Here is a 13,145-nt window from a genome sequence, read left to right as displayed (position 1 = left end):
TCGTCTGTCCGCCGCCAGGTCGACATCGTCTGGCGTTGGCCGGGTGTCGGCTCCGCGTCGCCCGCGCTTACAACGGCGGAGCTCATCAGAGAGGTGCGGCCGAGGCTCATGCGGTCCTGGACGCCGGCCCTGCGCGGTTTCGGTGCTCGGCGGGCCGACGGCCGCCATGGGTATCGAGGGTCTGCGTCCGGCGTGCGATCCACCACGGCTACGTGGCTGGTCAGCCGGCTCCTCACCCGCTTTGTCGGCCGATCACAGATCGAGGACGACCTCAGTGGTCGGCTTGCTGCAGCAGACCAGGACGGTCCCGGGCTCGGGGAGTTCGAGGGGTGGGGTGATGTAGGTGATGTCGCCTGCGACGAGGTGGGTGATGCAGGTGTGGCACACGCCGGTGCGGCAGGACCAGCGTGTGGGGATGTCACAGGCTTCGGCAAGATCGAGGAGGGTCGCGTGAGCGGGTGACCACGGGGTGGATATGCCGCTACGGGCGAAGGTGACGAGGGGCCCGGTTGCGGTGGGACCGGGAGGCTGGTGCGGCCGGATCCCAGCGGTGACGGTCACACCTGGGTTGATGGCGGGGAGAGCGGTGAACTGTTCCGTATGGATCTGCTGGGGGCGCAGACCCAGATCGCGCAGGAAGCCGGCGAGGTCGTCCATGAAGGCGGGTGGGCCGCACAGGTAGGCGTTGGCCTCGGCGGGGATGCCCATGGCCATGAGGGATGCAGCGGTCGGGCGGCCGTGAGTGATGTGGGGCTCGTCGGGAGGTGGGGTTTCGCCGGTGTAGTAGATGTACTCGCGGGCGCCCGGAAGTTGGGCCAGAAGGGTATGAGTCTCGTCCGCGAAAGCGTGGTGCGCGCGGTCGTGGGCGGTGTGGATCCACCAGACGGCGCGCGGGTCTCGCGTGGCGGCGAGTCGGTGGAGCATGGCGAGCACGGGTGTGGCACCGATCCCCGCGGAGATCAGCACGATCGGGCCGGGGTGTTCTTCCAGTACGAAGGTTCCGCGGGGGCTGGCGATGTCCACGAGGTCGCCGGGGTGGAGCCTCGCATGAATGTAGCCGCTGGCTTTCCCATGGGGTTCGCGCTTGACGCTGATGCGGTAGGTGTCGGCTGTGGGCGCGCAGGACAGGGAGTAGCTGCGCACTTCGGGGGCGGCATGGCCGATGGCCAGGCGGATGGAGAGGTACTGGCCGGGGCGGGCCTCGGGCAGGGGTGTGCCGTCGGTGGTGGTGAGGTAGAGGGACGAGACGGTGGGGGTCTCGGGGACGATGCGGGTGACGCGCATGGGCTTGAAGCCCGGCCATCCCGGTTCTTTGCCAGGCTGCTCGCCCGGCTGTCCCGGCTTCTGTGCAGGCTGCTCGGGCGCGGCGAGTTCGCGGAAGGACTGCTGCCATCCGGGACTGAGGGCAGGGATGTTCAGTGCTTTGCGCAGCTTCGCGGGGTCGCGGTCCGTGAGGTAGAGCAGCGCGTCGGCGTCGGCGACGCTGAGTTGTTCCGGTCCCTTGCGGGTGAGGGTGACGGCGTCACCGGCCTGGACGCGGCCTTCGGTGATCACTCGGAGGTAGAAGCCCGGCCGGTGGTGGGCGACGAGCAAGGAAGCCATGGTGGGTTCGCCCAGGCGCATGCCGACCCGGTAGCAGGTGACGCGGGGCTGGGAGACTTCGAATTCCGCTTCGCCGATGCGGTACCGGTCACCGATGCATACTTCGTCGTCGGGCAGGCCGTCGACCGTGAAGTTCTCCCCGAAGATCCCGAAGGTCAGGTCGTCGCGTCCGAGCTGTTTTCGCCAGTACTGGTAGGACTGCAGCTGGTAGACGAGGACGGCTCGCATTTCGCCGCCGTGCCCGGCCAGATCTCCTTGACCGTCTCCGTCGACGTTCAGCCGCCGGACCATGCGGGAGCCCTGGACAGGGGACTTCCAGGCTCCGGTGTGCACGGTCCTTCCCTGCCAGGGCACATCCTTGGGCAGTCCTACGTTGACGGACAACAGCGTCGCCATGGTGGACCTCCTGCGCGTTGGTAGCCGGGAACAGCCCCCTCATGACGCTGTGCCTCGCAGAGAAGCGCGCTCAGCCGCACATCGGTCCCATCGTATGCATGCCTTCTGACGGCAGGCCTTCAGAAGGCGGACCTGTCACTCCGTGTCGATGCATGCGGCTCGCCCTGCGAACGCTCAATCGCGCCTGACGCCCGTCCAAGTGGCGGACTGGGAGCCCTTGCCTCTCAGCAGGGAGTAAACAGGTCGTAGTCTCGGTACGACTCGACGGCGCACGATGAGCCCAGGCAAATCCCACGGTGCGCGGCCCGACCCCTGCTACGACCGGCTCGCCGACCGCTTCGGAGCATTCACCGACCAGCGCTCAACGGGGTACTGGCCTTTGCGCCGCGCACGGCCCGGAACCACCCGATGAACTCCCGGGGGTCCAGAATGGGAAATGCTGATCAAGGACGTCGCAGTCGATCTCGCCCGCTGTAGGCCACGGGCTGGATTCGCCGCAGAAGCCGCGCCCAGGTGCCGTCCGCCGACCACAGCCGGTGGCGTGGAAAACGAGCAGATCAAGTGACGTCACACGATCGGCCGGACGACTCCTGGGTGTCCAGTCCCGGACCGAGGTGCTGGCGCATCAGCGCCTGCGCGGTCGTCTCGGCGGCGGCGAACCTGGAGCGTCCTGCGTCGGTCAGGGTCGCCTCGACCGTCCTGCGGTCTCCGGCACGACGATGGCGATCAATCAGTCCGGCAGCCTGCAGACCCCTGAGGAGGTAGGACATCCGGTCCCCGGATTCCTGCAGGAACGCCGCCAGCTTGGCAACGGGCACAGATCCGCTCGCGGCCTCGGCGAGCGCGCCGAGAATGAGGTAGTCATGGAGCGACAGTCCGTACCGCACCCGCAACTCACCGTGTACGAGACCCAAAGTCCGCAGGATCCCTGGAAACTCCCACCGCGTGGTGTCCGGCAAATCGTAGTCGATCATGTTCCTTCCCAGGGGGGCGGTTCTCCGACCGCAAGCCCGCGGCCGCAGCATCACAACCAGATTCCCTACGACGTCGATCCCGGGCCGGACGGACACGAAGCCCTCGGATCAGGACGGCGTCACCCGCCCGCACTTGCGAATATGCGAGGACGGCAGGCAGCAGGCCTTCACCCGTCCGTCCTGATGTGAGGCCGTCGTGGCGCGCCCGGCCATCCGTCTCCGCACTCCCGGCGTCCTAGCGTCGTCAGTGCGACGCGGTCGAACGGGTCGGTCTCCGCAACGGTTGCGAAATCCTCGAACACCTGACACGCAGGCGGACGACCGCCATAGCCGCGTCCGCCATCCCAAGGCTTCACAGAGGAAAGAAGGCGTTCGCGCCATGGCGTCGCAATCAGACACCGCTCGAGCAGCGTCTCACGGGCTGGACTTCGGGCTCAACGAATGGGTCGTGGACGAGCAGCGACGGCGTTACCTCCACGACCCCGGCTCGGTCGACCAGACGTGGAGGAACTTCTTCGCCACTCTGGTGTCCCCGGCCGCCGCGGCCTCCCTGACCGCCTCAGCCCAACACCACAAGGGCACCGACGAGGCGGCGCTCAAGGCGGTCCGGGTCGCGGCGCTCATCCACGCGTATCGTGTGCGCGGGCATCTGATGGCCGGAACGGACCCGCTCATGGCCCGGCCGGCCGCAGCACATCCGGAGCTCGACATCGCCGCGTTCGGACTTGACGACGCGGACCGGGCGGAGGACTTCGCCGTGGACGGGTTCGCCGGGCGCGCCACGATGACACTCGACGAAGTGCTGGGCGCATTGCGGGAGTTCTACTGTCGCACCGCCGGGTTCGAGTACATGCACATCCAGGACGCCGGGGAACGCCGCTGGATCCAGCAGCGTGTCGAGGGCCCGCAGCGCCGCCCGGACCGTGCCGGACAGCTGCGGATCCTCTACCGGTTGGGGGCCGCGGAGGCCTTCGAGACGTTCCTGCAGACCAAGTACGTGGGCCAGAAGCGGTACTCGCTCGAAGGCGGCGAGTCGGCCATCGTGCTGCTCGACGCCCTGTTGCTCCGCGCCGTCGAAGACGGTGTCCAAGAAGCCGTCATCGGGATGGCGCACCGCGGCCGGCTGAACGTCCTGGCCAACATCATCGGCAAGTCCTACGGCCAGATATTCGACGAGTTCGAGGACGCGGTGGACATCCGGTCGGCCCAGGGCTCGGGGGACGTGAAGTACCACCTCGGCGCGGAGGGCACCTACCGTGCCCTGGACGGCGGCACCATCGCCGTCTCGGTCGTGGCGAACCCCTCGCACCTGGAGATCGTGGGGCCGGTGGCCCAGGGCGTGGTGCGGGCCAAGCAGGACCTGGCCGGGGACCAGGGCGGGCCCTTCCGCGTACTGCCGGTCGTCCTCCACGGCGACGCGGCCTTCGCCGGCCAGGGCGTGGTCGCCGAGACCCTGAACATGTCGCAACTGCCGGGCTACCGCACGGGCGGGACGGTCCACGTGGTCGTCAACAACCAGGTCGGCTTCACCACCCTGCCCCCCAACGGCCGTTCGAGCGCGTACGCCACCCATGTGGCACGGATGGTGGAGGCCCCGATCTTCCACGTCAACGGCGACGACCCGGAAGCCGTCGACCGCGTCGCACGGATGGCCTTCGACTACCGCCAGACGTTCCACAAGGACGTCGTGGTCGATCTGGTCTGCTACCGGCGCCACGGGCACAGCGAGGTCGACGACCCGTCCATCACGCAGCCGATGATGTACGAACGCATCGACGCCAAGGCTTCGGTGCGCACGCTGTACGCCGCGGCCCTCATACGCCGCGGGGACATCGGCGAGCGGCAGGCGGACAGTGCCCGCCGCCACTACCGGGATCACCTCGAACGGGCCTTCGCCGAGACCCGGGCGCTGCCCGCTCCCGCACCGGCCGAAGACCTTCCTTGCGCCGACGCCGGACAGGCGGCCACCCAGCGCACGGCGACCGCGATCGACGAGGCGACAGCCCGTCAGGTCATCGCATCGCAGACCGACCTGCCGCAGGGCTTCACCGTGCACCCGCGTGTCCTGCCGCAGCTCCACCGGCGTACGGCGACGCTCGACACCGGCACCGTCGACTGGGCCACCGCGGAGACACTGGCGATCGGTTCGCTGCTGCTGGACGGCATCCCGGTACGGCTGGCCGGGCAGGACTCCCGGCGCGGCACCTTCGGCCAGCGCCACGCCGTACTGACCGACCGGCGCACCGGCGCGGAGCACACGCCGCTGAACGCCCTCGGCCCGCAGGCCGCGCGCTTCGCACCGTACGACTCGATGCTGTCCGAACTGGCGGCGCTGGCCTTCGAGTACGGCTATGCGCAGGCCCGTCCGGAAGCCCTGGTGCTGTGGGAGGCCCAGTTCGGCGACTTCGCCAACGGCGCGCAGACGGTCGTCGACGAGTACATCGCCTCGTCCGAGCAGAAGTGGGGCCAGCGCTCAGCCGTGACCATGCTGCTGCCCCACGGCCTGGAGGGCCAGGGCCCCGACCACTCCTCCGCCCGGATCGAACGCTTCCTGCAACTGTGCGCGCAGGACAACATGACCGTGGCCATGCCCTCCCTGCCGGGCAACTACTTCCATCTGCTCAGGCAGCAGGCGCTGGACGGCCGCAGGCCACTGGTGGTCTTCACCCCGAAGTCGATGCTGCGGTCGAAGGCCGCCGTCTCCGCCCTGGCCGAGTTCACCCAGGGCGGCTTCCGCCCGGTCCTGCCGGACGACACGACGGACCCGGCCCGTGTCTCGCGCGTAATGCTGTGCTCGGGCAAGGTCTTCTACGACCTCGACGCCCACCGGCACGCCGCGGGCTCGACCGACACGGCGATCGTCCGTGTGGAGCGCCTCTACCCGTTCCCCGACGAGGAACTCGCGGCGGAACTCGCCCGCTTCCCTGCGGCCGCGGACGTGCGGTGGGTGCAGGAGGAGCCGGAGAACCAGGGTGCGTGGTCGTTCGTCGCGCCGCGTCTGCACCGGCTGACCCGGCGCGCCGTGGAGTGCGTGAGCCGGCCCGAAGCGCCCGCGCCCGCGGTCGGCTCGGCCCGCCGGCACGGCGTGGAGCAGAAGGCTCTCGTGACATCGGCCTTCCAGTGATCAGCGGCTCGCGCGGTGCGCATCGGCTGCCCACAGCGCGTATCCGTCGACACCACGGCAGCATCGAGGAGGAGCAGCGGCATGAGCCTGCCGGCGCGCATCACCAGCCCGCGGACTTGAGCGGTCTGAGCCATCCAGAGCTGGTCCGGCCGGCCGGGGAGATCCGCGACTTCCCGGTCCGCCACGTCGCGGCCACGGGAGGCCATCTTCAGTGTTCGCCGCGCCGGTGCGGTCGACGTCCTGCGCGAGGCCCCGGCCGCGGCGTCCTGCTGGTCGCTGTCGGAACGACGGCCTCGGTCGCTCTCGAAGCGGCGGAGCTCTGCGCCGAGCAGGGGGTGGAGGTCACCGTAGTGAACCCACTGGGGGTCAAGCCGCTCCCCCGCGATCTGCCCGCGCTCGCCGCCGAGCACGCCCTGGTCGTCACGGTCGAGGACGGCCTGCGCGCCGGAGGAATGGGCACAGCGGTGGCCCAGGGCCTGCAGGAGGCCGGCATCCGCACCCCTGTACGTGCCGTGGGCGTGGCGGACGGGTTTCCCCGGCAGCCCAGCCGGGCCGGGATCCTCGCCGAAGCGGCCTGACCGCTCAGGCGATCGCGCACACCGTCACCCAGACCCTGGCCCGCGCGGCCGTCACCGCGGTACCCACCGGTCCCCGCACCATCCCCGCACCCAAAAGGCAATGAATTCGCATACAAGTAAAACGCCTCTGCTGCGAAAGCGGCCGGAGGATGCGTCATGGCCGAGATCATCTGCCGCAGAATCGACGAGCAGACGCCGAGCAAGGACGGCGAGGTCGGCGAGCGCGTGCTGGTCGGGTCCGGCCGGAAGGTCTGCGCCGGCACGGCGCACCGCTCGGCTCTCACGATGAGCGGCGCCCGGATGCCGCCCTTCCCGAGCACGGACGTACCGCTCCCGGTTCCCGGCCGCCCGGACACCGCGCGGCCGTCTCCGCCGCGGTGTCGCTCGACCAGGTGAAACGGCACCTGGTTCCTGTGGTCGGTGGGATCGGAGTCGGTGGCGGTCGCGGCGGCATCGCTGGCCCGGGTGACCCCGGGACACGCACTGGCCGTCCTGACAGTGGTGTGCCGGGCCGGCCGTCGGCCTGATGCAGTACCTGCTGACCGCCGCGCTGCTCCTGGCCCGGCTGCCGGCCCGGCCGGCGCAGCCGGAAGGCCTCATGACGTCCGTCTGGATCTTCATGGGGGCGGCGGCGATCGCCGTACTCGCCCGAGTCCGGCTGATCGCACTCCATCCAGGCACCACGATGGTGTCGCGCCCGCTCGTCATCGGGACGTCCGTCGTCCTGTGGGCGTTCTCAAGCTGGCTGATTCCGCTCCTGCTGGCTCTGGGCGTTTGGCGGCACGCGCTGCGCCGTATCCCGCTGCGCTACGAGCTCGGCTGGTGGAACCTCGTCTTCCCGGTCGGCATGTATGCGGTCACCACGCATGAGCTGGGACGCGCGACCGCAACTTCGTGGATGACGAGCGTGGGCCGCTGGGAGGTCTGGATCGCCGTGGTGTTCTGGGCTGTCGTGTTCGCCGCCATGGTGGCAGCCAGACTCCGGGGCCGCCCCACGACCGCGCACGGATCCGCCGGTGCGGGGCAGACGGCCCGCCCGCAGGGCCGGGCCTCGACGGCAACCGGGGCGCTGCCATAGGCACGCGTTGCGGTGCGGCGCGAACCCGGCTGCCCGTCGGCAGACAGCCGGGTTGGCGCGACGCGTCCGTGTCATGCGGAGCGTTACACGGGCCCTGTCAGCGGCGGGCGCGCTCACGCTGCCGGACAGCATGGCGCAGGGAGTGCCAGGCGACCACCGCCCAGGCGGGGACGAGCAGGGCGTACAGGACGACGGCGATCCAGACGAACAGCTGCGAGCCGGTACGAGCAGCGAGCGCGCTCGTGCCGGTGACGCACGCGCCGAGGGGGAAGATGAAGGACCACCAGGTGGCTGCGAAGGGCAGCCCTCTGCGGATTTCCCGTACGGTCAGCGCCGTGGCCAGTACCAGCCACAGCAGGGCGAAGCCCCAGATCCCGAGCCCACCCAGGAGCGCTACGACACCACTCCCGCGCGCGTACGGGGCGGGCAGCGCGCTCGGCGACGCGGTGGCCAGCGTCCCCAGCGCCGTCACCGCCTGGTCCAGCGCCCCCACGCCGATCCACATCGTGGGCACCACCGCACCGCCGGGCGCGTCATGATGCACCAGGCGGCTGTACACCATGGCCAGCACCAGCAGGACCGCGACCAACCCGAGCCCGAGCATCGAGTAGCAGCACAGCAGCAGGGCCAGCCGCACCTGCCCGGCCGGCGCCCGCGGGACGAGCAGCGCGCCCGTCGCGGCGGAGACCAGCGGCGGCACCACCGGTAGCAGCCAGCCGCCGAACGCCGCGTCCGGCGTGAAACGGTGCCGCGTGACCATGAGATACGGCACCGCGCAGGCGGTGGCAAGACCCAGCACCGTACCGGCCGACCACAGCACCCAGTCCGCGTCCACCGCCGCACGCTCCCCGATCAGCCGCCGGCCGAGCAGCAGCGTCCCGGCCCCGACGGTGAGCAGAGCCATCGGCGGCGCCCCGAAGAACTGGGCCAGTACCGGATCACCGGCATGCACCCGCAGCGCCCGCTGCCCGGTATAGCTGACGGCGAGCACGATCAGCAGCAGCGCGGTCCCCGCCCAGACCACCGTGGCGGCCTCGCCGAGCCCGGGGAAACCGCGCGGCAGGGTGGCGGCCGCGACGGCGACGATCCCGCTTCCCATGACGGCGGCGAACCAGCCGGGACCGAGCCGGCCACGCTCCCTGCGGTTCGCCTCGTCCGGCTGGTCACGTACAAGCACGGATGATCTAGGGGCCGAGCCGACCGCGGACGCTCTCGGGGCCCGGCCGACCTGGGACGGGACCGCTCGGCTGGTACTGGGGTGGGGTGTCACGGCGCGGAGTGCCTTCTCTTGGGGTGTCGGATTCGTCACCGGCATGACCAGCCACGGTGACGGGCCGGCCGACTGGCCGGGCCACACCCAGCAGCTCAGGGACGCGGCCGAGACCGTCGGCCCGTTGGCGCCCTCGACGCTATGGCCAAGCGCGGCTCCCGCCACAGAACAGCACGCGCCATGACGCCCTCACACCAGGACATCGAGCACCGTGCAGGCCCGTTGCCGGGTGCCGGCCCGATGCCCCGATGTCCCGATCCGAGCGTGTTGTGGCCACACCTGTGGCCATGAGGAGACGACGAGCGACCGCTGAACACGGGCGAGGCGCCGAAGCTCGATGCCTCGTTCCACACCACGGAAGGCAGCAGCATGCCGCAGGGACGCGGACGACAATCGGCACGGGAGCGGCAGAGCATCGCCGGGCGGATGATGGTGTCCTCCGATGTGGGCCCCAGTCCGACCGGGAGGCGCACGATGAAGGACAGGCCGTCAGGCAGGAAGCCGCTCCTGGTGACCGTGCTGGTCTTCCCCGGCGTACGGCTGCTCGACGTCACCGGCCCGATCGAGGTGTTCACGACAGCCAACGAATTCGGCGGCCGCTACCGCGTACGCACGGTCTCCCCTGACGGCGCCGACGTGGTCACCGCAGCCGGCACCGGAATGTGCGTCGACCTCGCTGCCGCGCAGGTACAGGCGGCCAGTGATGTGGTCGTCATCCCCGGCGGCCCGGAGTGGCCCTCCCTCATCAAGGACGACGCGCTGCTGGACGCCATGAGGGGGCTCGACGCACACGGCGGCCGCACGGCGTCCATCTGCACCGGCGCCTTCCTCCTCGCCGCGGCCGGACTGCTCGACGGACGCAAGGCGACAACGCACTGGCGCTTCGCCGACCAGCTCGCCCTGCGCTACCCGAAGGTGACCGTGGAAGCGGACGCCTTGTTCGTACGCGACGGCCACATCATGACCTCCGCAGGCGTCACCTCGGGCATCGATCTCTCGCTCGCCCTGGTCGAGGAGCACCTCGGCGCCGACGTCGCCCGCGCCGTGGCCAAGGACATGGTCGTGTTCATGCAGCGGCCGGGCGGCCAGTCCCAGTTCAGTGTTCGCACCCACACCCCGCGCGCGAGACAGGAGATGCTGCGCCGGGTCCTGGACGCGGTCGCCGAGGACCCGTCCGCCCCGCACACCCTTGCCGCCATGGCGCGCCGGGCAGGTGTGAGCACCCGCCACATGACACGCCTGTTCCACGACGAGATGCACACGACCCCGGCCCGCTACGTCGAGCAGGTCCGCATGGAGGCCGCCCAGGCGATGCTGGAAGACAGCGACGCCCCCATGGCCACGGTGGCCCGGCGCACCGGCTTCGGGTCACCGGAGTCCCTGCGTCGGGCCTTCACGCGCAACCTCGGCATCACGCCGGGAGCCTACCGGGCACGCTTCCGCACCACGCACACCGCAGTCGACGGCAAGGGCGCCTGAGCCCTGGAGGTATCCGGCGGGCACAGACAATCGCCGAAATCCGACAGGCCGGCCGTGCCGGACGAGGCCAGTCAGGCCTCCTCGACAGTCCGTCCCAAGCACCGGCTCGGCGAGCGCGGCCCGCCACGCGGGCGCGCCGAAAGGACCGGCGAAGTACTGGCCGGTGGTTCAGTAAGCGCAGGTCGGCCCGTTACTCGTACCGGTACTTCAGCGAATCCGCCTCCGCCTGCTCGATGTCAGCGATCGTCAGCTCTGGCATCCGGAGCTGGGCCAGCGTCACCTCGGCCGAGGTCGGCTGGGCGTCCGCCGGTAGCCACTGCTCCGGCTTCCAGGCCCCGCTGCGCAGGAGCGACTTGGGGCAGTGCGGGTAGACCTCCTCGATCCCCAGCACCAGCGCACTGGCCGGAGGTTTGCCCACGGCGGTCAGCTGCGACAGCAGCTCCGGGCGGGTGGAGACGCAGGCCCGACCGTTCACCCTGAGCGTCGTGGTGCGTCCCGGGATGACGAACAGCAGCCCGGCCCGTCCGGTGGCGATGACGTTCTGCAGGGTGTCCAGACGCTTGTTGCCGGTCGCGTCCGGTATCGCCACCGTCCGTGCGTCCAGGACGGCAACGAACCCGGCGGGGCCGCCGCGCGGGGAAACGTCACAGTTGCCCTCGGCGTCCGCGCTGGCGACCAGGACCAGCGATGAGCAGCCGATCAACCGCCGGGTCTGCTCGGTGAGTTCGGTCATTTGCTTGCGTATGGCTGTGTCCTTGGGTAGTTCGTAGACCCGGCGCAACGCGTCCTGATCGGGCACGGCGTCGAGGCGGAGCGAATCGAAGGCACTGCTGGCAAGGGATGTCGTCATGCCAGCGACCCTAATGGGCCGCCCTGCGACTGATCTTGGTCGGTGGGTGCGGGGACAAGGAGTCGGTCGCTCCTGCTGTTCCACCACCCAGCCGAACCCGCGGGCCGACACGCCCTGAGATCGATCGCGGGTCAGCCCGTTAGAGGGCCGGGCGGCTCATAGGCTGTCCTTCGGATCTTGACTGCCTGACGGTCACACTCCGATAAAGCTCACTGTTTCCGTCATATCCGCTCGCCCGGTACGCAGCCGGGGCACGCCCTCCTTCTCGAATCCCACCGAGACACCGCAGAACAGCGCGAGCCCGTCATCGGCTCCGACTATCTGGCTGACGGTCTTGCGATACATCGTCCACATCACCTGGGGACAGCTGTGCACTCCTTCCGCCCTCAGCAACAGCATGACCGTCTGCAAGTACATCCCCGCATCCCCCCACTGCCCGGGACCCATCGTCCGGTCGAGGTAGCAGAACAGCACGACGGGCGCTCCGAACGCCCCCGAGTTCAAGGCGGCGATCTTCATGGGCCTGTCGGGGTCGTCGCGATCGATTCCCAGCGCTTCGTACCGCTGGGCAGCCGCGGCGGAAAAGCGGTCCAGATAAGGCGAAGGCAGCTCGGCCGGATACATCGGATACTCCCGCTCATCGCCCGGGTCTCCCGCAAGCGCCCTGGCCGTCGCGCGCTTCTTCAGTTCGGCCAAGGGCTCGCCGGCCACGACATAAACATGCCACGGCTGGAGATTTCCACTCGACGGAGCCCGCGTGGCAGCGGTCAGCACTCGTTCGAGAACCTCTTTGGGTACCGGCTCATCGCTGAACGCCCGCACGGCCCGGCGACTGTCCACAGCTTCATACACGTCCACGTGGTTCTCGTCCTCTCACTTGACGACAACCACCTCTCTACCCTCTCGAGTACGCGCTGGAGGAGTTCATCGGCGGGGCAGAGGGACGACGCCTGCGGTGGGGCTGAGAACGCCCGACACAATGAGTTGATCTGGCGGTGGGTGATCAGGCAGCAGGCGAGCTTGAGGAAGGCTTCGTGGATGTCGGCCCGTCGTTCCCAGCGGACGCGCGGTCGTTTGAAGCCGTGCAGCCAGGCGAAGGTACGCTCGACCACCCACCGGTGGACGCCAAGGCCGCTGCCGTGGGGGGTGCCGCGGCGGGCGATGACGGGAAGGATCCGGCGGGCCCGGACCTGGTCGCGGTGGATGTCGTGGTCGTAGCCGCGGTCGGCAAAGACCGACTGAGGCTTGCGGCGGGTCCGTCCGGGCCTGCCACGGACGGGCGGGACGGCGTCGAGCAAGGGCATGAGCTGGGTGACGTCCTTGCGGTTGCCACCGGTGAGGACGACCGCGAGCGGGGTGCCGTGGCCGCCGGTGATCAGGTGGTGCTGGGAGCCGGCCCGTCCCCGGTCAACTGGCGACGGGCCCGTCTGGACCCCCTTTCAACGCTCTGACGTGGCCGGAGCCCACGTCCGCCCGCGACCGGTCGAGGCGGGCGGCGGCATTCAGCTCGGCCACCAGCACACCGAACTCGCCGACCGGACACGGCCACCTGTGCCGAGGCTCGACAGTTGTCACCGGCGGAGCCGGAAAGGCCGGCAGAAGGGCCCGGCCGAAGCAGCCTGGTTGTCACCTGGAAGGCAGGCTACTTGTCACAGACGCTCGGTGCCTTTCGATCCCTCACCTCGTGGTCCGCCGGCGGATCCGGCTCGACGGCCGTACCGACATGGCGTGACGGCGCCGGTCACGAGGACGCGCATGTGCCATCTACCCGGGGTGGCGCGAACCGGAAGCTCG

Annotated in this window: 10 protein-coding genes and 1 pseudogene; 5 read left to right on the top strand and 6 right to left on the bottom strand. The window is 69.9% G+C overall.

All coding sequences use genetic code 11. The features are described 5' to 3' along the window. Window positions 1-252 precede the first annotated feature (252 nt). Window positions 253-1,998 carry an MOSC domain-containing protein gene (locus ACZ4SW_RS29115; protein ID WP_468251582.1) on the bottom strand — a complete coding sequence of 582 codons (1,746 nt, stop codon included), beginning with the start codon at window positions 1,996-1,998 and terminating at the stop codon, window positions 253-255. Between the two features lie 557 nt (window positions 1,999-2,555). Continuing rightward, on the bottom strand, window positions 2,556-2,972 hold the full coding sequence (locus tag ACZ4SW_RS29110) for a MarR family winged helix-turn-helix transcriptional regulator (RefSeq protein WP_468251580.1): 417 nt from the start codon (window positions 2,970-2,972) through the stop codon (window positions 2,556-2,558). 379 nt (window positions 2,973-3,351) lie between these two features. Here ACZ4SW_RS29110 and ACZ4SW_RS29105 point away from each other — a divergent pair, with 379 nt between their 5' ends. From ACZ4SW_RS29105 to ACZ4SW_RS29090, 4 genes are all read left to right on the top strand, one after another. Then, a complete protein-coding gene (locus ACZ4SW_RS29105; protein ID WP_468251578.1) occupies window positions 3,352-6,096 on the top strand; it encodes a multifunctional oxoglutarate decarboxylase/oxoglutarate dehydrogenase thiamine pyrophosphate-binding subunit/dihydrolipoyllysine-residue succinyltransferase subunit in 2,745 nt (914 codons plus the stop codon). Next, on the top strand, window positions 6,000-6,674 hold the full coding sequence (locus ACZ4SW_RS29100; RefSeq protein ID WP_468251576.1) for a transketolase C-terminal domain-containing protein: 675 nt from the start codon (window positions 6,000-6,002) through the stop codon (window positions 6,672-6,674). Before ACZ4SW_RS29105 ends, ACZ4SW_RS29100 begins: the two co-directional genes overlap by 97 nt. A gap of 156 nt (window positions 6,675-6,830) precedes the next feature. Then, a complete protein-coding gene (locus tag ACZ4SW_RS29095; RefSeq protein WP_468251574.1) occupies window positions 6,831-7,070 on the top strand; it encodes a hypothetical protein in 240 nt (79 codons plus the stop codon). Between the two features lie 130 nt (window positions 7,071-7,200). Continuing rightward, on the top strand, window positions 7,201-7,752 hold the full coding sequence (locus ACZ4SW_RS29090) for an SLAC1 family transporter (RefSeq protein ID WP_468251572.1): 552 nt from the start codon (window positions 7,201-7,203) through the stop codon (window positions 7,750-7,752). Window positions 7,753-7,849: 97 nt separating this feature from the next. Here ACZ4SW_RS29090 and ACZ4SW_RS29085 read toward each other — a convergent pair whose 3' ends face one another. After that, window positions 7,850-8,929 carry a TDT family transporter gene (locus ACZ4SW_RS29085; protein WP_468251570.1) on the bottom strand — a complete coding sequence of 360 codons (1,080 nt, stop codon included), beginning with the start codon at window positions 8,927-8,929 and terminating at the stop codon, window positions 7,850-7,852. 567 nt (window positions 8,930-9,496) lie between these two features. Here ACZ4SW_RS29085 and ACZ4SW_RS29080 point away from each other — a divergent pair. Beyond that, window positions 9,497-10,501, top strand: coding sequence for a GlxA family transcriptional regulator (locus ACZ4SW_RS29080; RefSeq protein WP_468251568.1), 1,005 nt, complete (start codon window positions 9,497-9,499; stop codon window positions 10,499-10,501). A gap of 190 nt (window positions 10,502-10,691) precedes the next feature. On the opposite strand, the gene ACZ4SW_RS29075 is transcribed toward ACZ4SW_RS29080, so the two are convergent. The 3 genes and pseudogenes from ACZ4SW_RS29075 to ACZ4SW_RS29065 all read right to left on the bottom strand — a co-directional run. Further along, complete coding sequence (locus ACZ4SW_RS29075) at window positions 10,692-11,351, bottom strand: MSMEG_1061 family FMN-dependent PPOX-type flavoprotein (protein ID WP_468251566.1); 660 nt, start codon at window positions 11,349-11,351, stop codon at window positions 10,692-10,694. 192 nt (window positions 11,352-11,543) lie between these two features. Further along, window positions 11,544-12,209 carry a nitroreductase gene (locus ACZ4SW_RS29070; protein ID WP_468251564.1) on the bottom strand — a complete coding sequence of 222 codons (666 nt, stop codon included), beginning with the start codon at window positions 12,207-12,209 and terminating at the stop codon, window positions 11,544-11,546. Window positions 12,210-12,331: 122 nt separating this feature from the next. Then, window positions 12,332-12,872 (bottom strand): annotated as a pseudogene (locus tag ACZ4SW_RS29065) (IS5 family transposase); the annotation flags it as partial. Window positions 12,873-13,145 lie beyond the last annotated feature (273 nt).

Source organism: Streptomyces sp. NPDC028331 (genome assembly GCF_055565775.1).
The sequence above is the reverse complement of the archived record's forward strand: the minus strand, read 5'-3'. Positions and strand labels throughout refer to the sequence as shown.